The organism is Pseudarthrobacter sp. MOO14, from assembly GCF_058267675.1.
Genome location: NZ_CM177849.1, coordinates 4,194,814 through 4,220,617 on the forward strand (window position 1 = coordinate 4,194,814; position 25,804 = coordinate 4,220,617).

Below are 25,804 nucleotides of genomic sequence, written 5' to 3' on the forward strand. Positions count from 1 at the left end.
GTGCGGCCAACGTTCCCCGCAGGCCCGTCCACCCGGTCAGCGATCTACTGGCTGGGGGTCCTGGCGGCGCTCAAGGCACTCTCGCTCGTCCTGATCGGCCAGGCGGTGGCAGCCGTCCTGGCCGGACTGGTGGCCGGCAACCCCGCGTGGGGAACCCACATCACCGCCGGACTTGCCGGCGTGGTGCTAAGGTCCCTGACCGTCTGGGGACAGGCCGTCGCGGCCCGCCGCGCCGCCCTGGGGGTCAAGGAGGAGCTGCGCGCCGGGCTGCTGGAGCATGCCCTCCGCACCGGCGTCCGCGGATCCGGGCCCGGCGACGGAGGCCTGGCGGTGCTGGCAACCCGCGGACTGGACGCACTGGACAACTACTACACCCAGTTCCTGCCCGCCCTGGTCAACTGCGCGGCCATCCCGCTGCTCCTGGGGGCGCGGATCCTCTTCGCGGACTGGGTGAGCGCCGTGGTCATCGTCCTCACGGTCCCGCTGATCCCGGTCTTCATGGTGCTGATAGGCCGCTACACCGAGGACAGCGTGCGCCAGGCCCAGGCGTCGCTGGCACGGTTGTCAGCGCACATGCTCGAACTCGCCAAGGGCTTGCCGGTCCTGGTGGGCCTGGGCCGTGCCACCGCGCAGCGCAAAGCCCTGGAAGAGATTTCCGAGGAATACCGCTCCCGCACGATGGGCACCCTTCGCACCGCATTCCTCTCCGCGCTGGCGCTGGAACTCATCGCCACCATCTCGGTGGCAGTGGTGGCGGTCTTCATCGGCGTCCGCCTGGTCCACGGGGACATGCCGCTGGAGGCAGGCCTGCTGGCGCTGCTCCTGGCACCGGACTGCTACCTCCCGCTCCGGGAGTTGGGCACCGCCCACCACGCCAGTGACGATGGCCGCGTGGCTTTGGCGGAAGCGGCAGCGGTGACCGGCGCCCCCGAGGCGGCACCGCTGCCCGCCGCCAAAGCCGGCCGGCCGGGCGCCCCCCTCGAAGTGACCGGCCTGACGGTGCGCTATGCCGGGCGGTCCGGGACCGCCGTCGGGCCCCTCACCTTCACCGCGCCGCTTGACAGGATCACCGCCCTTGACGGCCCCAGCGGTGCGGGCAAAAGCACCATCCTCGGCGTCCTGGCCGGGACAGTCGGCGCGGGCAACGGCACCAGTATTTCGGGCTCGATCAGGGGACTGGACCGCGCTGCCATTGCCTGGGTGCCGCAACACCCCGTCATGGTGGCCCCGACGGTCCTGGACGAGGTGCTGCTGTACCTGACACGGGACCCGGGCCACGGCCCGGACCGGTTCGCCGCCGAAGATGCCGCCCGGAGCTGCCTCGAGCGGGCAGGCGCCGGCCACCTGGCGGCCAAACACCAGGCGGAGCTGAGCCCCGGGGAACTGCGCCGGGTGGCGCTGGCCCGCGGACTGGCCAGGATTGATGCCGGGGCGTCGATCCTGCTGCTCGATGAACCCACCGCGCACCTGGACGACGCGTCCGCCGCCGTCGTCGAAGATGCCATCCGCCGACTCCGCGGCCAGGTGACCGTGATCCTGGTGGCCCACAACCACCGCACCCGGCACCTTGCGGACCAGCTGGTTCCGGTGGCAGGTCCCGGGCAGGCCGTGGAACCGCACGAGCCCCCGCATGCCCCGGTCATGGCCGCTTACGCCGGCACGGGCAATCCGCCGTCCGAAGACCCCTCATCCCTTGATGCCGCGTCGAGCGCACCCGGCACTGACCGCAGCGGCACCAACCGTACTGCCCGGTCCACCTCGGGCGCGGCTGGACTCCTCGCGGCGCTCCTGGAACCGGTGCGCGGCAAATTTGCGGCCGCAGCCGTGGTGGGCACCTTGGCGGCCATCTTCGCCGTCGCCTTGTCGGGCCTCTCCGGGTGGCTCATCATCCGGGCCAGCGAACAGCCGCCCATCCTCTACCTGCTGACCGCTATTGTGGGCGTCCGGTTCTTTGGCATCGGCCGCGCGGTGCTCCGCTACTGGGAACGGCTGCTGCTCCACGATGCCGTCTTCGCCGCCCTCACCCGCCTGCGCGGCAGGCTCTGGGAATCCCTCAGCCGGAGGGCCCTGTCGCTGCGCCGGCTCCTGCAGGGCGGCAACGTGCTGGGAACGGTGATTGACGACGTCGACACCATCCGCGACCTCCTGCCACGCGTGGTCCTGCCGCCCGTCACAGCGGTCGCAGTGTCCGCCCTGGCCCTGGCTGCCACGGGAATCCTGGTGCCCGCCGCGCTGCCTGCCGTGATCGGCGCAGCTGCCGGTGGCCTGTTGCTCGCGCCGGCGGCCGCCCTGTGGGGGGACCGGCGGTCGGCCACTGCCGAGCAGTCCCTGCGCTCCGGTGTGCTGCGGCGGACAGCGGCGGCGCTGGACGCCCGGGCAGACCTGCACGCGAACGGCCTGGCAGCACCCGTGCTCGAGTCGCTCCGGGCCGAGGACCGGGAGGCGACGGACGCCTCGCGGCGCTCCGCCTGGGCGGACGGGCTGGGACACGCCATTGCCACCATCGGATGCGGTGCCGCGGCCCTGGCCGCTGCCTGGCTTGCCGGCCCCGACGTACTGGCTGCCCGGGTTGCCCCGGCCACGGCAGCCGTGGTGGTGCTGCTTCTGCTCGCGCTCGTGGAACCCTACGCAGCCATGACGACGGCGGTGCGCCAGTTCCCTGCCCTGCGTGAGGTCCTGCAGCGGGTGGGGGAGTCCGGGGCCCTGGACGGCGGTCCGTCCGGCAGCGGCGCGGGCGTGGCCTCTCCGGACGGGGATACCTCCGGGCTGCACGCCCTCCCGGCCCGCGACGGCGGCGCCCCGGGCATAGCGCTGACGGAGCTGGCCGCTGCATGGCCGGATGGGCCCCCGGTCTTCACGGGGCTGGATGCCGTGGCGGAGCCCGGCCGCTGGCTGGTAGTCACCGGGCCGTCCGGTTCGGGGAAATCAACCCTGCTCTCCGTCCTGCTCGGCTTCCTGGCGCCGGCGGCGGGCCGGGCCCAGGTGTCCGGCCGCGCGGCCTGGTGCCCGCAGGAGGCCCACCTCTTCGATTCCACCATCCGGGGCAACCTGCTGCTGGGGCGTGCCGCCGGGACTGGTGGGCCGCCGGTTTCCGATGATGACCTGGGCGCGGTGCTGGCCGCCGTGGGACTTGACGGGCTGGTGGAGAGGCTGCCTGCCGGCCTGGATACCAGGATCGGCCCCGGCGGCGCCTTCCTCAGCGGCGGCGAACGGCAGCGCCTGGCCGTGGCGCGGACTCTGCTGACCGGCGCGGACGTGATCCTGCTGGACGAACCCACCGCCCACCTGGATGCGGAAGCTGCCGCAGCCATGCTGGCGGACCTTCGCAGGGGGCTGCGGGACCGTACCGTGGTCCTGGTAACCCACAACGGGGCGGATATCGCCGGGACGGACGCCCGGCTGGAACTTCCGGCCGTGTCCGGCGTGCCCGGGGACCGCGTGCCAGCGTCGCGCTGAGCCTGCTGCCCGCGCCGCTGCTAGCTCGGCTGCCCGCGCCGCTAGCCGTCGACGTCGTGCAGGTGGTGGACGACGTCGTGCAGGAAGTATTGGGCCAGGGTCAGGACCGTGAATTCGGATCCATTGCTGCGCAGGCCCTTCCGTGCCCAGTCTTCTTCGCGGACACCGGCGAAGGCATCCGCGGCCTGGTGCCCTTCGGCGGCCAGTTCGGCGCTCACCTCGGCTGGATCGGAATTGGCGTAGTCCTTTTCCTCCGCGGTCAGGTCCTGGTCCCAGTTCTCGAAGCGGGCGCCGTCCTCGGCGAGCATCAGGTTGAGCCGGTGGTCGAAGAGGCTGAAGACGTCCCGTACATGGCAGGCATACTCCAAGGCGGACCACGTCCGGTCGTCCGGGCGCTCCGCCGCATCCGGCCGGCGCAGGACGGCCCGCCACCGGGGCAGCATGCTTTCGATGATGCCGGGAACGGTTGCCGGGGTCGCGGTGGAAGCGTCGAAGGAACATTCCGGGCAGGTGCGGGACAGGACCCAGGTCCAGTCCTTTTCATCAGGAACGATAGGCATGAGAGCAGTCTAGGGGGTCCGGGCCGAAAGACTCTGGGACGCCAGGGGACGCCTGCCTAGCCTTGCAGCATGAGTGCGGATGGCCGCCGGGATGCGGGAGCACCAGTGGATGCGGACAGCATGGTGCAGCTGTCCGGCCTGACCAAGCGGTTCGGCCGGAACACAGCGCTCGACGACGTGACCCTCACCATCGGGCCGGGAGAGGTCTTCGGGTACCTGGGCCCCAACGGGGCGGGCAAGACCACCACCATCCGGCTCCTGATGGGCATGCTGCGGCCCACGTCCGGCACAGCGGCGGTGCTGGGGTTGGACGCCTGGCGGCAGGCCCGGGACGTCCACCGGCTGGTGGGCTATGTACCGGGAGAGCCGGCGCTCTACGACCGCCTGACCGGCCACCAGCATGTGGCGTACTGCGCCCACCTGCGGAACCGGGACGATGCCCCGCGCGCCGCCGAACTGGCGGACCGGCTCGACCTGGACCTGAACCGGCAGGCCCGCACCCTCTCGCGCGGAAACCGGCAGAAGCTTGCCGTTGTCCTCGCGGTGATGTCCAGTCCACGGCTGCTGGTGCTGGACGAGCCCACCAGCGGGATCGACCCCCTGGTGCAGCAGGTATTCCACTCGATCCTCCGCGAGCACACGGCCGGCGGCGGGTCCGCGCTCTTCTCCTCGCACGTCCTGGGGGAGGTGGAACGCGTCGCGGACAGGATCGGAGTGGTCCGGGCGGGGAAGCTCGTGGCGGTGGAGCGGCTGCAGGATCTCGCTGCGCGGTCCCTGCACCGGGTGCGGGCCCGGTTCACCACCACGGTGTCCGCGGCAGGGTTCGCGGGTGTCCCGGGCGTACGGGACCTGACGGTGGATGGCCGCTCGCTCAGCTGCAACGCCCCGCAGTCGGCCCTGGATGCACTCCTGAAGCTGGTGAGCGCCCGGGACGTGGAGGACTTTGAGTGCTCCGAGGCTCCGCTGGAGGAAACCTTCCTGACCTACTACGGCTCGGACCAGGGCGGCGCCGATGCCCTGGACACAGCGGGGACAGGGCCGCGCCATGCTGGCTAACGTCCTGGTGAAAACGCTCCGCGACCAAAGCAGGACGCTGCTGGCCTGGGCCGTCTCCCTGGCCCTGATCGTCGCCATGTACGCTGCTGTGTGGCCGGCGGTCCAGTCCCAACCGTCCATCAGCGGCTTCATCGACCAGATGCCCGAGGCGTTTCGCTCCTTGTTCGCCACCTCCAGCGCGGATATGTCCACCCCCACGGGATACATCCAAGTGGAGCTGATGTCCTTCATGGGACCCATCGCCGTCTTGATCTTCGCCGTCAGCGCCGGCGCGGGCGCCATCGGCGGGGAAGAGGACCGGCACACCATGGACCTGCTGCTCTCCAACCCGGTGGGCCGCGGCAGGGTGGTAGTGGACAAGTTCGCGGCCATGGCCCTGGGCACCTTCCTGCTGGCCGCCGTCATGGGCGTTTCGCTGGTGCTGGAGGGCCGCCTGGTGGATATGGTCCTGCCGGCCGACAAAGTGGCCGCCGCCATGCTGCACCTGGCCTTGCTGGGTGTTGTCTTTGGCAGCCTTGCCCTGGCGCTGTCGGCCGGCACCGGACGGACCGGGCTCAGCCGCGGCATACCCGCCGTCCTGGCGGTGCTCGCCTACATCGTCAACGCGCTCGCCCCGCTGGTGGATGCCTTCGACCGGATCCACCAGGTGTCACCGTTCTTCCAGTACATCGGCCACGATCCGCTGCGGCAGGGCACCGCCTGGGACAGCGTCCTGGTGTCGGCAGCCACCATCGCCGTGCTCGTGGCGCTCGCCGTCGCCGGTTTCCGCCGCCGTGACGTGGCCGGGTAACCCCCGGGTTGAACGCCGGGTGGGTCCCCGGCAACGGCTGCTAGTCTCCGGCGGCCGGTTCCGGCTCCCACGCCATGGCAGGTCCCACGACCTCCACAGCCTGGGACAGGGGGACACCCGAGCCGTCGCGCCGGCCATGCTCCTGCGGTAGTGACCGTGCCACGCCGGCCGCGGACGACGCCTTGGCCGGCCCATGTCCTGCCCAGCCCAGCAGGAGCGTGTCCTCGCCCTTCAGGAACCGGTGTGCCCGGACGCCCGCGGTGGCGCGTCCCTTGGCAGGATATTCATCGAAGGCGGTGACCTTGGCGGTCCCGGGCGCAGTGCCGGGAAGGGCGCCGTTGGTCCCCGCGATGGTGACCACGACGGCGGCGGCATCGTTCGGCTGGACCGCGCCGAAGAAGATCACCTGGTCACCCGCAGCCAGTTTGATGCCGGCCATGCCACCTGCGGTGCGCCCCTGGGGGCGGACGACGGCGGCGGGGAACTTCAGCAGTTGTGCCTGCCTGGTCACGAAGACCAGCTCGGCGTCATCCGTGCCGGCGGGAGCCACACCCACCACGAAATCCTTGTCCTTGAGGGTGATGACTTCCCAGTCTTCGCGGTTCAGCGGGTAGTCCGGCTGCACGCGCTTCACCACGCCTTGGGCGGTGCCGATGGCCAGGACCTCATCCAACCGGACGAATGCCACCAGGGACTCACCCTTGACCAGGGTGAGGAATTCCTTGGCCGGCACGCCGCCGGCCAGGTTGGGCAGCCCGGATACCGGCGGCAGGACGGGCATGTCCATGACCTGCAGCCGGAGCATGCGGCCCAGCGAGGTGACGGCCGCGATCTCGCCGCGTGCCGACGTCTTGACCACCGATGCGTACACGTCGTGCTTGTTCCGGGGCCCTGCTTCGGCGAGGGGCTCCTGGTTGCTGGTCCGCGCCACCTGCCCTGACGCGGTGAGGATCGCCCAGCAGGGGTCGTCGGCGATTTCCAGCGCCAGCGGGGCTGCCTTGCCCTTCCCGGGGGCCGCTGCGAGCTCGGCGGCGACGGTGGGGGACACGGCCTCGGATTCCAGCAGCACGGTCCGGCGCGGGGTGCCGTGTTCCTCGGCGATCGCACCGAGTTCGTCGGAAACCACCGTGCGGAGCAGTTCCTCGGAGTCCAGGATGGCCTGCAGTTCCGCGATCTCGCGGCGGAGCTCGTCCTGCTCCTTTTCAAGCTCGATCCGGGAGTACTTGGTCAGCTGGCGCAGGCGCAGTTCCAGGATGTAGTTGGCCTGGACCTCGGTGAGGTCATAGATGGACATCAGCCGTTCGCGGGCGGCGGCGGCCTCGTCCGAGGACCTGATGATCTGGATGACTTCATCGATGTCCACAATGGCGATAAGCAGGCCCTCCACCAAGTGCAGGCGGTCCTTCTTCTTGCCCAGCCGGAAGACGGTGCGGCGGCGCACCACGTTGATGCGGTGGTTGACGTAGACCGAGAGGAGGTCCACCAGGCCCAGGGTTTGCGGCTGGCCGTCCACCAGGGTGACGTTGTTGATGCCGAAGGAGTCCTCCATAGGCGTGTAGCGGTACAGCTGCTGCAGGACGGCGTTGGGGTTGAAGCCGTTCTTCAGTTCGATGACCAGCCGCAGCCCATGTTTGCGGTCCGTGAGGTCCACGATGTCGCTGATGCCGGTCAGCTTCTTGGCGTTGACCGCGTCCTTGATCTTCTCGATGACCTTTTCCGGGCCCACCATGTACGGCAGTTCGGTGACCACCAGGCCGGTGCGGCGTGCCGTGAGCTGCTCGATCTCCACCTTGGCCCGGGTCTTGAAGGAGCCGCGGCCGGTGGCGTACGCGTCCCGGATGCCGTCCAGGCCCACGATCCTGCCGCCGCTTGGCAGGTCAGGGCCCGGCACGAACCGCATGAGGTCCTCCAGCGTGGCGTCCGGGTGGGCGATCAGGTGCCGGGCGGCCGCGATCACTTCCACCAGGTTGTGCGGGGCCATGTTGGTGGCCATGCCGACGGCGATGCCGGTGGCCCCGTTCACCAGCAGGTTGGGGAAGGCTGCCGGCAGGACGTCCGGCTGCGTCAACTGGTTGTCGTAGTTCGGGACGAAGTCCACCACGTCTTCATCGAGGTGGTTGGTGAGTGTGAGGGCCGCCGCCGCCATCCGTGCCTCGGTGTACCGCGGCGCAGCCGGGCCGTCGTCGAGCGAGCCGAAGTTGCCGTGCCCGTCAATCAGCGGCAGCCGCAAGGAGAAGTCCTGGGCCATGCGCACCATGGCGTCATAGATGGCTGCGTCCCCGTGCGGGTGCAGCTTGCCCATCACCTCGCCCACCACGCGGGCACTTTTGACGTGGCCGCGGTCCGGGCGCAGGCCCATGTCGCTCATCATGTACAGGATGCGGCGCTGCACCGGCTTGAGCCCGTCGCGGGCGTCCGGGAGTGCCCTGGAGTAGATCACCGAGTACGCGTACTCCAGGAAGGAGCCCTGCATTTCGGACGTGACATCGATATCGACGATGTTCTCCGTGTAGGTGTCTTCCACGATGGGTTTTGAACTTTGGCGGCGGGCCATGGGGTTTGGTGGATCCTTCTGGGGGTGCTTGCAGCTTTTCGGGCATGCTGCGGGAGTTCTTGGCTAGGCTAAGCCTATGGTGGATCAGCCCGGGGACGGCGAATATCCGGAACATTGGGAAGCCGATGTCGTCCTGCGTGACGGCGGAACGGCGCACCTGCGGCCCATCCACCCGTCGGATGCCGACGCTGTCCAGGCCTTCCATACCCGGCAGTCGCAGAATTCAATCTACATGCGCTTCTTTGCGTTCAAGGCCAGGCTGTCCGCCAAGGAACTCAAGCGCTTCACTGAGGTCGACTACAAGGACCGGGTGGCGTTCGTCATCACCATCCACGGCGAGATCATCGGTATCGGCCGCTACGACCGCCTCGCCGACCCCACCGAGGCAGAGGTGGCCTTCAACATCGCCGACGCCCACCAGGGCAGGGGCATCGGCTCCATCCTGCTGGAGCACCTGGCCGCCGCCGCGCACGAAAACGGGATCCGCAAGTTCACCGCCGAGGTGCTGCCGGAAAACCGCAAGATGCTGATGGTGTTCTCCGACGCCGGCTACGACGTCAAGCGGCATTTCGATGACGGCGTCGTCAGCCTTGAGTTCAACGTGGAGCCTACCGAGAAATCGCGTGCCGTCATGGAATCCCGCGAACACCGCGCCGAGGCGAGGAGCGTCCGGGGCCTACTGGCGCCGTCGTCCGTTGCCGTCATCGGTGCCAGCCGCAAGTGGGGCACCGTGGGGTACCAGCTGCTGGAGCACATCATCGAGGGCGGCTTCCACGGGTCCGTATACGCGATCAACCCGGAGGCGCTGGAACTGGCGGGAATGATGTCCTACGGAAGGCTCTCCGAAGTTCCAGAACCCGTCCAGCTGGCCATCGTCGCCGTTCCTTACGAGGAGGTGGCCGGCGTCATGGAAGACTGCGCAGCCGCCGGGGTAAAGGGCGTGGTGATGGCCACGGCAGGCTTCGCGGACGACGGCGAACGCGGCCTCCTGCGGCAGCGCGCCATGGTGCGCCAGGCCAGGGCCAACGGGATGCGCGTGATCGGCCCGGCGTCGCTGGGCATCGCCAACACGCACCCGGACGTGTCGCTGAATGCGTCGATGGCTCCCGCCATGCCGTTGCGTGGCGGGCTGGGCCTGTTCAGCCAGTCAGCGGCGATCGGCGTCTCGCTGTACGCGGCGTCCAGCCGGCGCCGCCTGGGGCTCTCCAGCCTGCTCTCGGCCGGCAACCGGGCAGACGTTTCGGGCAACGACATGATGCAGTACTGGGAGGACGACGGCGACACCACCGCCGTGGGCCTGTACCTGGAGTCCATTGGCAACCCGCGCAAGTTCTCCAGGATCGCCCGGCGCCTGGCCCGCACCAAGCCGGTGATCGTTGCCAAGTCGGACACCATGGGATTGCGGCTGCCGCCCGGGCACGCCGTCCGGACCACGCAGGCACCGGCCGGTGCCCTGGACGCCATGCTGCGCCAGTCGGGCGTGATCCGCGTGGAAACCGTGGAAGAACTCGTGGACGTTGCCCAGGTGGTGTCGGGCCAGGCGCTTCCGGCCGGGCCCGACGTCGCCATCTTCAGCAACTCCCAGGCCCTCGGCAACGTGGTGGCGGACAGCGCAGTGGCGCACGGGCTGTGCGTTGCCCAGGTGGTCGCCGGCCTCGACCTGGACACGGGCCAGTCGGTGGCGCTGCCAGCGCTGCGGAAGGCACTCCTTGACGCCCTGGCCTCGGATACCGTGCACGCCGCCGTCGCAGCCCTGCTGCCCGCAAGGGGCTTGACCGTCGACGCCGTGGCCCGGGTCCTGGCGGAGTGTGCGGCCGCGGCGGGGAAACCGGTGGTGGCTGCCTTCACCGGCATCCTGGACCCCGCCATCAACGTGGAGGGCCTGGTGGGCGCCGACGGGTCCACTGTTCCCTGCTTCTCCAACCCCGGCGCCGCCGTTGCTGCCCTTGCTGCCGTGGTGCGGTATGCGGAGTGGGCTGCCCGCGACCAAGGACACTTCGTGGAACCGGCCGGCTGCGATCCCCGCAAGGCCGAGGCCGAACTCGACGAGCTGCTGCGGGACGTCACCGGTGAACAGCTCAAGCAACTGGAACCGGCAGCAGCGGCGTCCCTCCTGGGGCACTACGGCATCACCGTCCTGCCGTCGACAGCCTTCAACACACCGGATGAGGCCGTGCAGGCCGCGGAAGCCCTCGGCTGGCCCGTCGTACTGAAGACCACGGACCCGGCCCTCCGGCACCGGCTGGACCTGGGCGGGGTACGCCTCGGCATCGAGGACGCCGAGTCGCTGCGCCAGAACGTGGCGCAGATGCGGCGGGCGCTCGCGGCCTACGGTGACCCGGCCCTTGAGGTCCAGTCCATGGCACCGGTGGGCCAGGCCTGCACTTTCCGGGCCATCGAAGACCCGTTGCTTGGCCCGGTGATCTCGTTCGGCCTCGCCGGTGACGCCGTCAACCTGCTCGACGACTGGGCTCACCGGGTTCCGCCGCTGTCCGCCGCCGACGTCCACGACTTCATCCGTGCCCCCAGGGCATCAAGGAAACTGTTCGGGTACCAAGGGCTGCCGGCCGTTGATGTGCCGGCCCTTGAGGACCTGGCCGCCAGGCTGGCCTGGATGAAGGACAACCACCCGGAGATCGCGCTCGTGGAATTCAACCCCGTCCTGTGCGGCACGTCCGGGGCCACGATCCTCGCCGCTGACGTGCGGATTGGCAACGCGGCGCAGCGGACAGACAGTGCCCGCAGGGCAATGCTGGGCTGAGGCGGTTAGCAAGTGACCGGCCGATCTGTGAAAATGGGGGCATGAGCTTCCAGCCTCCCGCGTCGGCGCCCGAAACGCCCGGCAATGAAAACCAGGCACTCCGCCAGCACAGCTCACACCACCACGGACTCCAGGGCCAGAGCCTCGAAGACGCGCTGCAGAAGGCCGGCTTCTACCCGCGACTGGTCTCCGACGTCGTTGACGACGCCCTGGATGGTCGGGACTGCGTAGCGCACCTGGTGCACCTGGAAACCCATTTTGACCGGGCGGAGGTGCGGCGCCACATCACGGTGCTGGTGCTCACCGCGGACATGCTGGTCATCACCCACGTGGACGACCAGCAGCTGGACGAGGCGGGGGAGCAGATCGTCGCGCAGATCTCCACCGAATCAGTTCCCGTGGCCCAGATCCGCTCCGTGGTCCTGAGCTACATGTACGCCCAGCCGCAGAACTACAAGCCCTCGGATCCCGTCCGCGAATTGACCCTGTCGATTGCGTGGTCCGGCGGGCAACGCCTGGACATGGGTCCCGCCAGCTGCGGGGACCCGCAGTGCGAAGCGGACCACGGCTACACGGGCACCATCGCGCAGGAAGACATCGTGCTCCGCATCAGCGCCGAGGCCGACGGGCTGCAGGCCGTGCAGGACGCCAAGCTTTTTGCCCGGGCCCTGCGCGCCGTCAACACCGCATCGGCAGCGCCCGTGCCCCACGTGCAGTCCATGGCTCCCCGTCCGCGGTCCGGGGTGTTCGGAAACCGGCTCAGCCGCGGGCACCAGCAGCGCTGAGATGCCCGAAGCCAGCCACCAAGCCGAACAAACTCCCGCTTCCGGATACACCCCCGATCTTCCGCCCGCTCCTGCCTACGGGCACCGTTCCGTCGCCGAAGTCCTGACCAGTGCTGCGGCGAGCCTGGGGATGGAAGGCTTCGACAACACCTTGGGCCTCCCCGCCGCCAGCCGTGTCTGCGTGGTCCTCGCCGACGGCCTGGGCAGGAACCTGCTGAAGCAGAAAGCCGCCCACACCCCCTTCCTGCGTTCGGTGGTCCAGGCAGGCCAGGGCGACGTCCCTGTATGGCTGGACTCGGCGTTTCCTTCCACCACGGCCGCAGCGTTGGCCAGCTTCGGGACCGGGCTCCCCGCCGGCCAGCACGGCATGGTGGGGTACGACGTCCTGGACCCAGGGCAGGACAAGGTAGTCAACCTCCTGGGCAACTGGGACCCCGGCGTCGATCCGGCCACCTGGCAGCCGTTCCCCACGGTCTTTGAGCGGGTGGCCGGGCAGGCGGATGTCAGCACCGTCAGCCTCGCCCAGTTCAACGGTTCGCCCATGACCCGGGCCGCCCTGCGCGGCGGCAGGTTCATCTCCGGAACCACCGCCCATGCCCGCACCGGCGCTGCCGCCGACGCCATGGCGGGCGCCGGTCCATCCCTGATGTACTTCTACGTGAATGAGCTGGATAAAGCCGGCCACCGCTACGGCTGCCGGTCGGAACAGTGGGAACACCAGTTGGAGGAGCTCGACGCCACGGTCAAGCGGCTCAATTCCTCACTGCCCGCCGGGACCACGATCCTGCTCACCGCAGACCACGGCATGCTCGACATTCCCGAGTCCCAGCGGATCGACTTCTCCGCCGACTCTGCGCTGGTTGACGGCGTCCGGCATACTGCCGGCGAACCCCGGATGGTCCACCTGTACCTCGAAGAGACGCACCTGGACGGCTCTGCCGGCCGGGAACGGCTGGTGGCTGCCTGGAAATCAAGGTTTGGCGACCGGGTATGGGCCTTCACCCGGGAAGAAGCAATCGCCGGGGGACTTTTTGGTGACGTCCGGCCTGCCGTGGAGGGCAGGATCGGTGACGTCATGATCGCGGCGCGGGACGCCGTCGCCCTCTATGACGGGCGGCGCATGCGGCCCACCGCCATGGAAGTGGTAGGCCAGCACGGCTCCCTGACCAAAGCCGAGCGTGAGGTCCCGCTGCTCTGTTTTGCAGCCGACGGAAGGAGCCGCCGGCGTGGCTGAACTCATTTTCTTTTCCGGCACCATGGACTGCGGAAAATCCACGCTGGCCCTGCAGATGGACTACAACCACCGGGCACGCGGCCGCGGCGGTGTGCGGTTCAGCCGCAACGACCGCGCCGGCGAATCCCGCATCTCCAGCCGGTTGGGCCTGGAGACGGACGCCGTGGAGGTGCTGGACAGCACGGACTTCTGGGAGGAAGTCATGGTCCGGCGCACCCAGGGCAGGCGGGTGGATTACCTTATCTGCGATGAAGCCCAGTTCTACACCCCCGTGCAGGTGGAGCAACTGGCCAAGGTGGTGGACGAGATCGACGTCGACGTCTTCGCATTCGGCATCACCGCCGACTTCCGCACCCGTTTGTTCCCCGGGTCCCAACGCCTTATTGAGCTGGCTGACCGGGTGCAGGTGCTCCAAGTGGAGGCGCTGTGCTGGTGCGGCCGCCGGGCCACGCACAACGCCAGAACGGTCGACGGCGTCATGGTCACCGAGGGTGCGCAGGTGGTGGTCGGCGACGTGGACATGGTGGCCGACGCCGCCACCGCGCAGGCTGCCGAACACGTCCCCGTGGTGGGTTACGAGACGCTGTGCCGCCGGCATTTCATGCGCAGGGTGACGGCGCACGGCGCCAAACTGATGGCCCAGCAGGACGAATTGCTGCCGTTCGAAGTGGACGCCTGCCTCTGGCGCGGTTCAGGTGGACCAGGGGAGCCCCGCGGGACGTAAGTGTCCGCGCAGACCCGGTGGTTGAGCCTGCCGGTAGTGGGCTTGTCGAAGCCTGTTCAGTCTTGGTGCCCGGTTGTGGTGGGCGGGCGCCTAAATCTCGGCCCCTTGAATGTCGTACCCCCTTGTGATGATGGGTTTATGGGGAAAGCGGCGGTGGTGGGGGCGTTGGCGGATATTCGTGCTGCCCTTGCTGTGCTTAATGCTGAGGTGGATGGGTGCGGTGCGGAGCCGCTTTCGGTGGCTGATCCGTTGGCTGGGTTGGCGGATGGTTGCCTTGATGTCCTGGCCGGTGTCCGTGAGGTGGAGGCCCGTGTCGCTGGTTTGAAGGCGCGGGCTGCGGTGGCGTTTGCGGATGCTGCGGGTGTTGTGGCGGGGCCGGGGGTGCCGGTGGTGGCGCAGGAGATGGCGGTCGCGGCGGAGGTCGGGTGTGTGCTGGCGCTGGGTCCGCGGGCGGCTGCGGCGTTCCTGGCCACCTCGCAGGCTGTGGTCAAGGGGTTGCCGTTGACCTTGTCGGCGTTGCAGGCGGGGATGATCTCCTGGCAGCACGCCACGGTGATGGCCGATGAAACGGCCGGGCTGGATGCTGCGGGGGCGGCGGGGTTGGAGGCCCATTTCCTGGACCCCGGTGCACCGGATCCGGTGCGGGGGTGTGCGGTGGGGGAGTTGCCGGCGCACCGGTTCCGGGCCAAGGCCAGGGTTTGGCGGGAACGCCACCATGCCGGGAGCATCGAGCAGCGTCACGCCAAGGGGGTGGTGGACCGGCGGGTGGAGTTCCGGCCGGACCGGGACGGGATGGCTTGGCTGGGTGCGTATCTGCCCGCGGACCAGGCAGCAGCGGGCTGGAACCGGCTGACCGCTGTTGCCCGGGGCGTGCAGGGACCCGGCGAGGCCAGGACCCTCACCCAGCTCCGGGCCGATGTGTTTGCCACGTCCCTTCTGACCGCCGGTCTGAGCACGGGACAGGCTGCCGGGAGGAACGCGGGGCCAGGCGAAGGTTGCACCAGCCCCGATGACCTCGAGAGGCCTGCCGATGTCCCGCCTGATGCGGTCCGGGCGCAGGTGTTGGTGACCGTGCCGGTGTTTTCGTTGCTGGGGTTGACGGATGAGGCGGCGGTGCTGGATGGGTATGGGCCGATCCCGGCTTCGATGGCGCGCCGGTTGGTCGCTGAGGGGGCGGGCTCGTTTTACCGGGTGCTCGTGGATCCGCGGGACGGGGCACCGTTGGAGATCGGCAGGGCCAGTTACCGGGTGGGCAAGGCGATGCGGAACTGGCTCCGGCTCCGGGATGGTAAGTGCCCGTTCCCCGGCTGCAGCAACAGCTCACTGGACACGGAGGCCGACCACATCCTGGCCTGGGCCAACGGCGGGACCACCGGAGTCAGCAACTTGGGACAGCCCTGCCCGAAACACCACCGGCTCCGGCATACCACCGGTTGGAAACCCACCCCGGCCAGCAAAACCGAACCACCGGGCTGGACCTCACCGGCCGGCCGCCACTACACCAGCGAACACCAGGACTGGGGACCACCCACATGGCCCAGGGGATGGCCGGGAGGGATACCTGCACACCCACGCGTGAACGCCCTCGCTGGGACAGGCGGAGCCAACGCCACCAGGCGGAGCTACTGCCTGCGCCGGTAGCGGATGTGGGTTGCCAACGGCGAGTGAAGCACCTCGACGGGGTCGAAGTCGAAAGACTCAATGCCGTCGAAGATACGTTCGCCCGAACCGAGAAGCACCGGGGCGATGTCGAGCGTCAATTCGTCCACGACGCCGGCAGCCAGTGCTTGGCGGACGGTCGAGGCTCCACCTGCGATGTCCACGCCCTTGTCTCCGGCGGCTTGGGACGCGGCAGCATAGGCGGCGTCGAATCCCTCGGTGACGAAGTGGAACGTGGTCCCGCCCTCCATCTGGATCGGGTCATGCTCATAGTGGGTGAGGACGAAAACGGGTGCGTGATAAGGCGGTTCCGGGCCCCACCAGCCGTTCCATTCCCCACTCCACTCACCGCGGATGGGACCGAACATGTTCCGGCCCATCACATAGGCGCCGCGAGGCCGCATGAGCCAATTGGCGGCGACTTGGTTGGTTTCGGTGGCCCGGGGGTCGCCGATATGCCAGCCATGCAGCTCGAGCCCGCGTTTACCCAGCGGGTTTTCGCGGCTCTGGTCCGGTCCGGCGACAAAGCCGTCCAGCGAGATGGACATATGGCAGGTTGTGTCCGGCACCGAGAACCTCCTGGTAATTGCGCTTTACACGCGGCCGCGTGCTGGGGATCCTAGCACGTGCCCAAGTCCATCAGGGGCTGCTGGAGGAAAGCTCCTAGTCGCTTCGGGTTCCAAAAACGATCTCATCCCAGGAGGGGACGCTGGATCGCTTTGGCTTAGCCGACCGTTCCGGCGCCTCGGCCTCCGGAAGTTGGCCGGTGGCGGGGGAAGCGTCGTCCGGCTTCGCCGTGGTGCGGCGGGCGTTCCCGCCAAGCAACTCATCCAGCCCGGCGCCTGGTGCTGCACCTTGGCTGCCGCCCGAAGGTTTCTGCGGGGACGCGGCAATCGTGATTTCCCTCGTGTCCGTGCTGACGCCGTCGTGAAGCCGCAAAGCATCGTCCTGGATGTCGCGGTGCGGCGGGATAAGGCTGAGCCTGGACAGCATGGACGGCCTGGCATCCCTGCGGCGGATAAACGAATCACCTTGGGCTGCCGGTCCGTCACGCTGGTCGTCCTGGGGCTCCGGTTCGTTTGACTCTGGTTCGGGAACCACCTCGGACGGGCGGGGATGGGCCGCCGGTACCCCATGGGTCAGCAGCAGCGCCAAGGCGTCATCAGAATCTTCGTCGACGCCTATCCGCTGGCCACGCCGCGACCGCAGCATATCCAGGAGGCCGTCGGACTCCTTGCCTGACTCCTGGGCCGTGGCGCCTGGGCTGCCGGACGCCTTAGACGAATCCGCGTCGGTTTCAAAGTCGAAGGGGCGGTCCGATACAGCGGTGAGGCGGCGGGCCGGAACAGGTCCGTCCAGCGGCTCAAGCTCACTCAATTGCTGTGCCCACCGGTTGGTGTTCTGCAGCGACTTGCGTGCCGGACTGAACGTCCACAGGGCCGGAGGCTCCTCGCCAATGCCGGAGGTCCCGCCCGGTTTGGCCTCAAAACTGGCGGATACCGTCCAGGTGCCGTCCTGGCGCCGCCACGAATCCCATTCCACCGTCGCCGGATCAATGCCGTGTGCGGACAACCGGTGGGAAACCATGTCGTCCAGGGTGGCCGGGGAATCGCCGAACGCGGACCGGTAGATGTCGTGGCCGGGAGAGGGCGCCGCTACTTCGACTTTCCGCGCCTGCTGCGCAACGTATTCGCGCTCGGCGAGGACCGGACCTTCGTAACGCTCCACCTTGGCCAGCGGCATGCCGGACAACTCGGCCACGTCGGCAGCGGTGGCACCGGCGCGGATCCGGGCCTGGATATCCCTCGGGGACATCGGAACGGCCGGCCGCTCCGCCCGCGGTTTGGCCGCTGACCGGCTGGCCGTCCTGAGGGCCTCATCGATCGGCAGCTGGAACATCTCGCCGCCGGCCCCGCTCAACAGGAGATGCGTCCCGTCGTCGTGCACGCCTACAAGCCGTAGATCCTGCATACAAATCCTCCACCCTGGCATTACTATCAATCGAAACTCTGCCACCCGGTGGCGCGGAATTGGCTCAAGGGGCAGGGCGCGCCGTGATTTTCCGCCTGATTCCGGTTCGAAGAGTCAGGGACCGCCCTGCGCGGAGGAGGAGAACCCGCAGGCGGGGGAGGCTGCCGCGGATACTTGTTTGCTCAGGTCCGGGTCAGGGCGGCGGTCAGCTTGTCAGGATGCCGGGTGGAGGCGAGCCAGTACGGAGTGCGGTCGGCCGGGTCGGTGATCTCGATCTTCACGACGGGGTCGATCCAGCCCCTGATGCAGAGGTAGGCGAGCCCGTTGAGCCTCGTGCCCCGCTCTGCTGTGGCCTCCCCGGAGGTGAACGGCTCAACGCTGCCGACGAATTTGCGGTCGATGCTGGCCCGTCCGACCGTCAGTGCGTCGCCGGTAACGGTGATGGTGGGCGTGGACAGGACCAGGAGCACGCTGATGATGGCAAGGAGCACCACCGCCGCGGTATACCCGGCCGCCATGCTGATGGGTGCGAAGACCAGGATGCCGGCCGCGGAGACGCCCACGGCTATGACCCAAATCCAGACGTTGGGCCAGAGCTTCTCCTGGTACGTGACAGGTGTCCCGGCCGAGGGGGTGCTGGGAACGGACGCTGGCGTGCTTGATTCGGGCATATGCCAAGCTTTCCACCTTTGGTCAGCTATTTCATCTTGGGTGCCGCGGCTCCGGATCCTGCCATCTGGGACTGGTGCGGGGGCGCGGGTTAGAGTGAGTGACTGTGACTGAACATCCCACCGCAGCAGACCTCGTCCCGGACACGGCCTCCCCGGCCGCACCTACCGTGCAGGTCCAGTTGAAGATGCTGGATCCGGACCTGGAAGCTCCTTCCTACGCACACCCGGGCGACGCCGGAGCGGACCTTCGCGCGCGCGAAGACGTGGTCCTGCTGCCGGGGGAGCGCAAACTGGTCCCCACGGGTGTTGCCATTGCCCTGCCCTACGGGTTCGTCGCCCTGATCCACCCGCGCTCCGGACTCGCCACGAAGCACGGGCTGACAATCGTAAACGCACCCGGCACCGTGGATGCGGGCTACCGCGGAGAGATATCGGTTACCCTGCTGAACACCGACTCTTCCCAGCCGATCGAGCTGCGCCGCGGCGATAGAATTGCCCAGATGGTTATCCAGCGGGTGGAACACGCGCACTTCATTCCTGTCAGCGAATTGAGCGGTTCCGTGCGCGGCGCGGGAGGCTTCGGCTCCACCGGCGGGTTCAACGTTCCCGGAGCCTGACACCTCCACCCACAACCGCTGCCACGCCAGCGCAAACGACGGCGGGACCTGGTCCCGGCCGGCAGATTTTGAGAACTGGCACATTCTAGGAACGAAGGAGTCACCCATGGTCTTTGGGCTCGGCAGGAAAGCCAAGAAGGAAGAGCCGGCGCAACCGGCCGAAGAGCTGACGGCAGCGGAATCCGAAGAAGGCCCAACCGCCGCTTCAACGCGCAGCCAGGATGGCCCCTTCGACGAATCCGAGGTAGGCAGCCGGGACGGCTTCGTGGACCTCGGTGCCCTGCTGATCACGCCCAGCGAGGGACTCCAGCTCCGCCTCGAGGTTGAAGAGGCGACGCAGCGGGTGGTGGCCGTAACCCTTGACCTGAACGGATCCAGCCTTCAACTGCAGGCGTTCGCCGCCCCCAAGACAGAAACGCTGTGGGACGAAATCCGCGAACAGATCGGCCAGTCGGTCGGCGCCCAGGGCGGCCAGGTCGAGGAGGTGGAGGGCGCGTTTGGCACGGAGCTGGTTGCCAAACTCCCAGCCGGGCTTCCGGACGGCAGCCAGGGCTACCGCGTGGCCCGTTTCATCGGCGTCGATGGTCCGCGCTGGTTCCTGCGCGGCGTCCTGGGTGGACCCGCAGCCTTGGAGCGACCCGCCGCCGAACCGTTGGAGACCCTGTTCCGGAAGGTGGTGGTGGTCCGGGGCGACAGCCCCATGCCGCCGCGGGATCTCCTGCAGCTGCGGCTGCCCAAGGATGCCTCCGCTACTCCTCCGCCCGCCGGTCCCACATTGGAGGAACCAGAACGTGGTCCCGAAATCACCCAAATCGGCTGAGGCCGCACACGGCGGACCCGCCCAGGCGTCCGGTGGGCTGACCCCATTGGCCCAACTCCCGGACAAGGGACGCGTGCTGTGCCAGGGGCACATCGAATCTGTGACTTTCGTACCCGCGGACCGGACGGCAGAGTTCATTGCCATCGTCTCCGAGACCGGAACCGGACGGCCAGGCCCCGGCCCCGGACGGAACAAGCCCGCACGGCTTCGCATCGTGTGGCTGGGCCGACGACGGGTGCCGGGCATCGAAGCGGGCGCCGAGATCCGGGTCGAAGGAATGCTTGCCCGCGGCAAGGACATGCCCACCATCTTTAATCCCCGTTACGAGATCATGTCCCGCCAGGAGCACGAATGACCGAGCAGCAGCCCGAACAGTCCTCCGAAAACGCCGCCCCGGGCCGGCGGCAGGGGGCGGACCCGTCACCGGCAGCCGCGCCGTCGCCGGTAGCCGGGCTGGCCGCGGAGTACGCGGCCAAGGCGGGGGTCCACCGCACCCACGACGGCAGGGTGGACGTCCTGCGAAGCGCCGGGGGAGTCCAGGGCATTGCGGAAAGCATTGTTCCCGGTTTGGTTTTCCTCGTGGCGTTCACCGTGACACGGGAGCTCACACTCTCCCTGGTTGCTGCCTTGGCATCGGCAGCTGCGTTCACCATCGCCAGGCTGGCACAACGGCGCCCCCTGACCCAGGCCTTGGCGGGCGTGGTGGGCGTCGGCATTTCGGCATGGCTGGCCAACACCACCGGGAAGGCTGAGGATTTCTACCTGCCCGGCTTCTTCACCAACGCCGCCTACATCCTGGCGATGGTGGTTTCAATCATCGTTAAATGGCCGGTCGCCGGGCTCCTCTTCGGTTTCATCCGCAACGAGGGAGTGGAATGGCGCAAAGACCCGGACCGGGTCAAGGCCTACCGGCTGGGCACCTGGATCATCGTTGCGGTCTTGGCGCTCCGGCTCATCGTGCAGGTTCCCCTGTACCTGATGGGCTCAGACGGCCTGGCCGCCCTCGCCACGACGCGCCTGATCATGGGCGCGCCCCTGTACATTCTTGGAGTGTGGGTGGCGTGGCTCGTCACCCGCCCGGCTCCGGCCGAAGCCGAAGACCGGGCAGGCGCCGGCCAGGACACCTGATGCCCCCAGCCGCCTGAGGACCCAGGGCCCGGGGCACCTAGCCGTCGAAGCCGTCGTCGTCCGGCACCGGACCGTATTCGCTTGCGGCATGCTGGACGCCGACGGCGGGCTGCGGCGGGGTGCCGGCGTCGATGCTGCCAGGAGCCGAGGAGAGAAGCTCACGCAACCTGTCCTCGGCGGCGATCGTGGTGACGAAGAAGAGTTCGTCGCCGCCGTCAATGACATCGTCCCGGCTCGGGGTGATGGGGGCCTGGTCGCGGAGGATTGCCACCAGGGTGGCGTCTTCCGGCCAGTGGATGTCCCCAACGGTCATGCCGATAACGTGCGAGTCGTGCGGCACTGTGAACTCCACCAGCGATGCAACGCCGGTCTGGAGCGTCAGAAGCCGGACAAGGTCGCCGATCTCAACTGCTTCCTCCACCAGGGCAGTCATCAGCTGCGGGGTGTTGACCGCCACGTCCACGCCCCAGGAGTCGTTGAACATCCAGTCGTTCTTGGGGTTGTTGACCCGGCCAACAGTGCGGCCCACGCCGAACTCCGTCTTCGCCAGCAGCGACACCACCAGGTTGACCTTGTCATCACCCGTAGCGGAAACCACGACGTCGGCATCTTCCACCTTGGCGCCCTGGAGCGTCGAGAGCTCACATGCATCACCCACCAGCCAATGGGCACCGCGCAGGCCGCTGCGCCCGATCACCTCCGGCTTCAGGTCGATCAGGAGGATCTCATGCTTGTGCGCCAGCAACTCCCGGGCAATGGATGATCCGACGCTGCCGGCGCCGACGATGACTACTTTCACTGATACTCCTTGGCAGGGGCTTTGGCGAGGATCTGGGCGATCAGGGCGCTGCGGTCCACCTGCAGCATGGCGTGCACGGTATCGCCGTCCTGGTACGCGGTGCCCGCGTCCGGCAGCAGGCCTTCGCCGAACCGCGTGAGATAGGCCACGCGGACACCGGCTGCCTTCTCGATGCTGCTGATCCGGTGCCCGATCCAGCCACCGTCGAGGTCCAGCTCAGCCAGGACCAGGCGCCCGGAGGGTTCGCGGAAATCGCCGGCGAGGTGCTGCTCGGGCAGGATCCGACGCAATACCTGGTCCGCGCTCCAGCGGACGGCTGCCACGGTGGGAATGCCCAGGCGCTGGTAAATCTCGGCACGTCCCGGGTCGTAGATCCTTGCAACCACGTGCGGGACATGGAACGTCTCGCGGGCCACGCGGGTGGCCAGGATGTTCGAATTGTCGCCGCTGGACACCGCCGCGAAGGCATAGGCTTCACCGACGCCGGCCTGCTTCAGGGTGTCCCGGTCGAATCCCACCCCCGTGACCTTCCGGCCCGTGAACCCCTGGCGGAGCCGGCGGAACGCTCGGTCGTCCTGGTCGATGATGGCCACGGAATGGCCGGCATCCTCCAGCGTGTGCGCCAGCGTTGCCCCCACCCGGCCACATCCCATGATCACGAAATGCGCCACCGTATCTCCTCTGTATGTACGTCACGATCGTGCAGCTAGAACTCTACCGGCACGTCCGCGGTTCGGCCCGGCCCGGCTCCGTCATGACATCGTCCGCGATTCCGACTAGCTTTGTGGGGTGTTGACAATACTGAACGCCGTCAAACGCGTGCTGGTGGGCAGGCCTTTCCGGAATGACCGCCTTGCCCATACCCTGCTGCCGAAAAAGATCGCACTGCCGATCTTCGCGTCGGACGCGTTGTCGTCCGTTGCCTATGCCCCGGATGAGATCCTGCTGACCCTTGCCTTGGCCGGCGTCAGTGCGGTGGCGATTTCACCGCTGGTGGGCCTGGCCGTGATGGTGGTCCTGCTGACCGTCGTTGCCTCCTACCGGCAGAACGTCCACGCCTATCCCTCCGGCGGAGGCGACTATGAGATTGCCAACGTGAACATGGGAAAGTACGCGGGCCTGACTGTTGCCTCCGCGCTGCTGGTGGACTACGTCCTGACGGTTGCCGTGTCCATGTCCTCGGCCGCGGCGTACCTCACCACAGCTGTACCGTCGCTGCACGGCCAGCAGGCAATCATTGCCACCATCGGCGTCGTCATCCTTGCCTTGGTGAACCTGCGCGGCATCAAGGAAGCGGGCAGCGTCTTCGCGGTCCCCACGTACATCTTCATGGCCTCCATCCTGGGCATGACCGCGGTAGGCATCTTCCAGGCGGCCACCGGGCAGCTTGGCCAGGCGCCGTCTGCAGCCTTCACCATCGTCCCGACCGAAGGCTTCGACCAGGGCCTCGTGGGCCTCGCCGGTGCCTTCCTGCTCCTGCGGGCTTTCTCCTCCGGCGCCGCGGCACTGACGGGTGTCGAAGCGATCAGCAACGGCGTTCCCAACTTCCGGCACCCCAAAAGCAAGAACGCGGCAACCACCCTGCTGCTCCTGGGCATCATCGGTGCCGCGATGCTCGCAGGCATCATCTACCTGGCGAACGCCACGAAGGTCCACATCGTGCTGGACCCGGCCAAGGAGTTCCTGCTCGACGGCAAGCCGCTGCCCGAGGGCTACATCCAGAACCCCGCCATCAGCCAGATCGCACAGACCATCTTCGGCCCCGGTTCCATCCCGTTCTACATCGTGGTGGCAGCCACCGGCGTCATCCTGGTGTTCGCCTCGAACACCGCCTTCAACGGCTTCCCAGTGCTGGGCTCCATCCTGGCGCAGGACGGCTACCTGCCCCGGCAGCTGCGCACCCGCGGCGACAGGCTCGCCTTCAGCAACGGCGTGCTGGCCCTTGCCGCCGGCGCCCTGGTGCTGATCATCTCCTTCGACGCCGACGTCACCAAGCTGATCCAGCTCTACATCGTGGGCGTCTTCATCTCCTTCACCCTCAGCCAGCTCGGCATGATCAGGCACTGGGGCCGCGAACTCAAACTCGTCAAGGACAAGGCCGTCCGGCGCCGGATGCTGAAATCCCGCACCATCAACACCATCGGGTTCGGCATGACCGGCCTGGTGCTCGTCATCGTCCTCATCACCAAGTTCCAGCAAGGCGCCTGGATCGCACTGCTGGCCATGTTCATCCTCTTCCTGATCATGTGGAGCATCCGGGCGCACTACGACAATGTGGCCAAGGAACTTGCCGTGGACGAGGACTCCTCGCCGCGCGCGCTGCCCACCCGGGTCCACGCCGTGCTGCTGGTCTCGCACGTCCGCAAGCCCGTGCTGCGTGCCCTGGCCTACGCCCGCGCGTCCAGGCCCTCACGGCTGGACGCCATCACGGTGGACATCGATCCGGAAGAGACCGCCCACACCATTACCGACTGGGAAAAGCTCGAAATCCCGGTCCCGCTGACGGTCCTTGCCAGCCCGTACCGCGAGACGGTCACGCCCATCATGGACTACGTCAAGCAGATGCGCCTTGACTCCCCGCGGGACCTCATCGTGGTCTACATTCCGGAATACGTCGTGGGCAAATGGTGGGAGCAGCTGGTGCACAACCAGACCGCGCTGCGGATCAAGACCCGGCTGCACTTCGAACCCGGCGTCATGGTGGCCAGCGTTCCCTGGCAGCTCAAATCATCCGAAGAAGCCAAGAACCTGCAGGACGTCCAGTGACCACAAGAACCTCGCCCACGGCAGTGCCGGCATCCGACCAGGCCGGCCACGCCGGCGAAGAAGCCGTGCTCGACGTCGGGCCGGTTGCCCACGGCGGGCACTGCGTGGCCCGCCACGAAGGCCGGGTGGTCTTTGTCCGGCACGCCATCCCCGGCGAAAAGGTCCGTGTCCGGCTGACCGATGCCGGAGACCACGCCAAGTTCTGGCGGGCGGACGCCGTGGAGATCCTCGAAGCGTCCCCGGACCGGGTGGAGCACTTCTGGCACCTCGCCGATTCAGCCCGGGCCTGGGGCCACGGCCATCCGCCGGTGGGCGGCGCCGAATTCGGGCACATCACGCTGGCCCGGCAGCGGCAACTCAAGGCGGACGTCCTGGCCGAGCAGCTCACCCGGCTCGCCGGCGTTGACCCTGCACCGTCCGTGTGGGCCGGCAGCGTCGAAGCCGTGGGGGAGGCGCACGACGACGGCTCCGGCCTCGGGTGGCGGACGCGGGCGAGCTTTTCGGTCACCCCCGGCGGCAAGCTGGGGATGCACGCGCACCGTTCCGGGCATATCGTTCCGGTGCGGGATATGCCGCTGGCCACGGAAGCGGTCAACGCCCTCCGCCTGTGGGAGCTGGACCTGCAGGGCATCGAACGCGTTGAGGTGGCGGCTCCGGCGAACGGCTCCCGCCCACTGGTGCTCCTGGCTCCGGCGCCGGGAACCAAGGACAAGCGGCTGCGGGCCATTGCCGCCGGACTGCCGGCGGAGGTATCCGTGGCGGCGTTCGATCCGGTCAGCGGCGACGCGACCCAGGTCCGGGGACGGACGTGGGTGCAGGAAACGGCGGCCGGCCACGATTACCGCGTGTCGGGCGCGGGCTTCTGGCAGATCCACCGCGACGCGCCCGGGACACTTGTGGGCGCCGTCACGGAATTCCTGCGCGGCGGCGGCTTCCTGCACCCCGGGGCGGTGGTGGCGGATCTGTACGCCGGGGCCGGATTGTTCACTGCCGTGCTGGCCGATGCCGTGGGGGAGACCGGGTCCGTCCTGTCGGTCGAAGGTGCGCCCGGATCCAGCCGCGATGCACGCAAGAACCTCCATTCCGCTCCGCAGGTGGAGGTGGTCCAGGGCCGCGTGGAGCGCGTGCTCCGCCAGAAACCGCGGAATTTCGACGCCCTCATCCTCGATCCGCCCCGTGCGGGGGCAGGGAAAGCCGTCGTCGGGCAACTCATTGCCTCGCAGCCCCGTGCCATTGCCTATGTGTCCTGCGATCCGGCGTCGTTTGCCCGTGACCTCGGTTACTTTCGACGCTCGGGCTGGGAACTCGCCGGGCTCCGTGCCTTCGACTTGTACCCCCACACCCACCACCTGGAGACCGTGGCACTGCTGGCTCCCGGTCCGTGATGCCACCGGCGTTTTGGACTACGATGGCCGTAGTAGTCCCACGTCGCGCCCGAATTCTCGGCCGGCCG

At 68.3% G+C, this 25,804-nt stretch carries 21 protein-coding genes; 14 read left to right on the plus strand and 7 right to left on the minus strand.

The genetic code is table 11. The annotated features are described in order from the left end of the window. The gene (cydD, locus tag AC4EEV_RS19285; RefSeq protein ID WP_491329740.1) at nt 1-3,456 is read left to right on the plus strand and encodes a thiol reductant ABC exporter subunit CydD; all 3,456 of its coding nucleotides are present in this window, start codon (nt 1-3) and stop codon (nt 3,454-3,456) included. Nucleotides 3,457-3,497: 41 nt separating this feature from the next. Here the strand turns inward: cydD and AC4EEV_RS19290 are convergent, their stop codons facing one another. After that, entirely contained in the window at nt 3,498-4,016 is a 519-nt protein-coding gene (locus tag AC4EEV_RS19290; RefSeq protein ID WP_018761093.1) for a DinB family protein, read from the minus strand. Nucleotides 4,017-4,085: 69 nt separating this feature from the next. Between AC4EEV_RS19290 and AC4EEV_RS19295 the strand changes: the two genes are divergently transcribed. Together AC4EEV_RS19295 and AC4EEV_RS19300 are read left to right on the plus strand one after the other, a co-directional pair. Further along, entirely contained in the window at nt 4,086-5,072 is a 987-nt protein-coding gene (locus tag AC4EEV_RS19295; protein ID WP_243835501.1) for an ABC transporter ATP-binding protein, read from the plus strand. After that, nucleotides 5,062-5,862, plus strand: a complete 801-nt coding sequence (locus AC4EEV_RS19300) for a DUF2705 family protein (protein WP_491329741.1) — start codon at nt 5,062-5,064, stop codon at nt 5,860-5,862. The genes AC4EEV_RS19295 and AC4EEV_RS19300 overlap by 11 nt, the downstream gene beginning before the upstream one ends. Before the next feature lie 40 nt (nt 5,863-5,902). Here AC4EEV_RS19300 and AC4EEV_RS19305 read toward each other — a convergent pair whose 3' ends face one another. Beyond that, complete coding sequence (locus AC4EEV_RS19305; protein WP_491329742.1) at nt 5,903-8,416, minus strand: DNA gyrase/topoisomerase IV subunit A; 2,514 nt, start codon at nt 8,414-8,416, stop codon at nt 5,903-5,905. 76 nt (nt 8,417-8,492) lie between these two features. Here AC4EEV_RS19305 and AC4EEV_RS19310 point away from each other — a divergent pair, with 76 nt between their 5' ends. The 5 genes from AC4EEV_RS19310 to AC4EEV_RS19330 all read left to right on the plus strand — a co-directional run bounded on the left by AC4EEV_RS19310 (nt 8,493) and on the right by AC4EEV_RS19330 (nt 15,561). After that, nucleotides 8,493-11,177, plus strand: coding sequence for a bifunctional acetate--CoA ligase family protein/GNAT family N-acetyltransferase (locus tag AC4EEV_RS19310; RefSeq protein WP_491329743.1), 2,685 nt, complete (start codon nt 8,493-8,495; stop codon nt 11,175-11,177). Between the two features lie 41 nt (nt 11,178-11,218). Then, on the plus strand, nt 11,219-11,962 hold the full coding sequence (locus AC4EEV_RS19315; RefSeq protein ID WP_018761098.1) for a DUF5998 family protein: 744 nt from the start codon (nt 11,219-11,221) through the stop codon (nt 11,960-11,962). A gap of 1 nt (nt 11,963) precedes the next feature. Further along, nucleotides 11,964-13,196, plus strand: a complete 1,233-nt coding sequence (locus AC4EEV_RS19320; protein ID WP_018761099.1) for an alkaline phosphatase family protein — start codon at nt 11,964-11,966, stop codon at nt 13,194-13,196. After that, entirely contained in the window at nt 13,189-13,920 is a 732-nt protein-coding gene (locus tag AC4EEV_RS19325; RefSeq protein WP_018761100.1) for a thymidine kinase, read from the plus strand. The genes AC4EEV_RS19320 and AC4EEV_RS19325 overlap by 8 nt, the downstream gene beginning before the upstream one ends. Before the next feature lie 138 nt (nt 13,921-14,058). Beyond that, the gene (locus AC4EEV_RS19330; protein ID WP_491329744.1) at nt 14,059-15,561 is read left to right on the plus strand and encodes an HNH endonuclease signature motif containing protein; all 1,503 of its coding nucleotides are present in this window, start codon (nt 14,059-14,061) and stop codon (nt 15,559-15,561) included. On the opposite strand, the gene AC4EEV_RS19335 is transcribed toward AC4EEV_RS19330, so the two are convergent. The 3 genes from AC4EEV_RS19335 to AC4EEV_RS19345 form a co-directional block, all read right to left on the minus strand. Further along, the gene (locus tag AC4EEV_RS19335) at nt 15,543-16,148 is read right to left on the minus strand and encodes a dihydrofolate reductase family protein (RefSeq protein ID WP_491329745.1); all 606 of its coding nucleotides are present in this window, start codon (nt 16,146-16,148) and stop codon (nt 15,543-15,545) included. The two genes, AC4EEV_RS19330 and AC4EEV_RS19335, sit on opposite strands and share 19 nt — an antisense overlap. Nucleotides 16,149-16,242: 94 nt before the next feature. Next, nucleotides 16,243-17,550 carry a septation protein SepH gene (sepH, locus tag AC4EEV_RS19340; RefSeq protein WP_491329746.1) on the minus strand — a complete coding sequence of 436 codons (1,308 nt, stop codon included), beginning with the start codon at nt 17,548-17,550 and terminating at the stop codon, nt 16,243-16,245. Between the two features lie 182 nt (nt 17,551-17,732). After that, the gene (locus tag AC4EEV_RS19345) at nt 17,733-18,221 is read right to left on the minus strand and encodes a DUF3093 domain-containing protein (RefSeq protein WP_491329747.1); all 489 of its coding nucleotides are present in this window, start codon (nt 18,219-18,221) and stop codon (nt 17,733-17,735) included. 104 nt (nt 18,222-18,325) lie between these two features. Here AC4EEV_RS19345 and dut point away from each other — a divergent pair, with 104 nt between their 5' ends. The 4 genes from dut (at nt 18,326) to AC4EEV_RS19365 (ending at nt 20,786) form a co-directional block, all read left to right on the plus strand. Next, nucleotides 18,326-18,838: a dUTP diphosphatase gene (gene dut, locus AC4EEV_RS19350; protein ID WP_018761104.1), complete on the plus strand. Its 513-nt coding sequence runs from the start codon at nt 18,326-18,328 to the stop codon at nt 18,836-18,838. A gap of 106 nt (nt 18,839-18,944) precedes the next feature. Further along, on the plus strand, nt 18,945-19,658 hold the full coding sequence (locus AC4EEV_RS19355; RefSeq protein ID WP_018761105.1) for a DUF3710 domain-containing protein: 714 nt from the start codon (nt 18,945-18,947) through the stop codon (nt 19,656-19,658). 100 nt (nt 19,659-19,758) lie between these two features. Then, on the plus strand, nt 19,759-20,013 hold the full coding sequence (locus AC4EEV_RS19360) for a single stranded DNA-binding domain-containing protein (protein ID WP_231369850.1): 255 nt from the start codon (nt 19,759-19,761) through the stop codon (nt 20,011-20,013). Then, on the plus strand, nt 20,010-20,786 hold the full coding sequence (locus tag AC4EEV_RS19365; protein WP_491329748.1) for a DUF3159 domain-containing protein: 777 nt from the start codon (nt 20,010-20,012) through the stop codon (nt 20,784-20,786). The genes AC4EEV_RS19360 and AC4EEV_RS19365 overlap by 4 nt, the downstream gene beginning before the upstream one ends. A gap of 37 nt (nt 20,787-20,823) precedes the next feature. Here AC4EEV_RS19365 and AC4EEV_RS19370 read toward each other — a convergent pair whose 3' ends face one another. Beyond that, complete coding sequence (locus tag AC4EEV_RS19370; RefSeq protein WP_018761108.1) at nt 20,824-21,585, minus strand: potassium channel family protein; 762 nt, start codon at nt 21,583-21,585, stop codon at nt 20,824-20,826. Next, nucleotides 21,582-22,256: a potassium channel family protein gene (locus tag AC4EEV_RS19375; protein WP_018761109.1), complete on the minus strand. Its 675-nt coding sequence runs from the start codon at nt 22,254-22,256 to the stop codon at nt 21,582-21,584. Before AC4EEV_RS19375 ends, AC4EEV_RS19370 begins: the two co-directional genes overlap by 4 nt. 118 nt (nt 22,257-22,374) lie before the next feature. Here AC4EEV_RS19375 and AC4EEV_RS19380 point away from each other — a divergent pair, with 118 nt between their 5' ends. Then, the gene (locus AC4EEV_RS19380; RefSeq protein WP_043423783.1) at nt 22,375-24,351 is read left to right on the plus strand and encodes an APC family permease; all 1,977 of its coding nucleotides are present in this window, start codon (nt 22,375-22,377) and stop codon (nt 24,349-24,351) included. Continuing rightward, nucleotides 24,348-25,736 (plus strand): class I SAM-dependent RNA methyltransferase, encoded by a 1,389-nt coding sequence (locus AC4EEV_RS19385; RefSeq protein ID WP_491329749.1) that lies wholly within the window; start codon nt 24,348-24,350, stop codon nt 25,734-25,736. Before AC4EEV_RS19380 ends, AC4EEV_RS19385 begins: the two co-directional genes overlap by 4 nt. The last annotated feature ends 68 nt before the right edge of the window (nt 25,737-25,804 follow it).

Bases quoted from the DNA above. Each gene is read 5' to 3' on its own strand.
- AC4EEV_RS19290 (WP_018761093.1), bottom strand. From the start codon at position 4,016: ATGCCTATCGTTCCTGATGAAAAGGACTGGACCTGGGTCCTGTCCCGC.
- AC4EEV_RS19295 (WP_243835501.1), top strand. From the start codon at position 4,086: ATGAGTGCGGATGGCCGCCGGGATGCGGGAGCACCAGTGGATGCGGAC.
- AC4EEV_RS19300 (WP_491329741.1), top strand. From the start codon at position 5,062: ATGCTGGCTAACGTCCTGGTGAAAACGCTCCGCGACCAAAGCAGGACG.
- AC4EEV_RS19305 (WP_491329742.1), bottom strand. From the start codon at position 8,416: ATGGCCCGCCGCCAAAGTTCAAAACCCATCGTGGAAGACACCTACACG.
- AC4EEV_RS19310 (WP_491329743.1), top strand. From the start codon at position 8,493: ATGGTGGATCAGCCCGGGGACGGCGAATATCCGGAACATTGGGAAGCC.
- AC4EEV_RS19315 (WP_018761098.1), top strand. From the start codon at position 11,219: ATGAGCTTCCAGCCTCCCGCGTCGGCGCCCGAAACGCCCGGCAATGAA.
- AC4EEV_RS19320 (WP_018761099.1), top strand. From the start codon at position 11,964: ATGCCCGAAGCCAGCCACCAAGCCGAACAAACTCCCGCTTCCGGATAC.
- AC4EEV_RS19330 (WP_491329744.1), top strand. From the start codon at position 14,059: ATGGGGAAAGCGGCGGTGGTGGGGGCGTTGGCGGATATTCGTGCTGCC.
- sepH (WP_491329746.1), bottom strand. From the start codon at position 17,550: ATGCAGGATCTACGGCTTGTAGGCGTGCACGACGACGGGACGCATCTC.
- AC4EEV_RS19345 (WP_491329747.1), bottom strand. From the start codon at position 18,221: ATGCCCGAATCAAGCACGCCAGCGTCCGTTCCCAGCACCCCCTCGGCC.
- AC4EEV_RS19355 (WP_018761105.1), top strand. From the start codon at position 18,945: ATGGTCTTTGGGCTCGGCAGGAAAGCCAAGAAGGAAGAGCCGGCGCAA.
- AC4EEV_RS19365 (WP_491329748.1), top strand. From the start codon at position 20,010: ATGACCGAGCAGCAGCCCGAACAGTCCTCCGAAAACGCCGCCCCGGGC.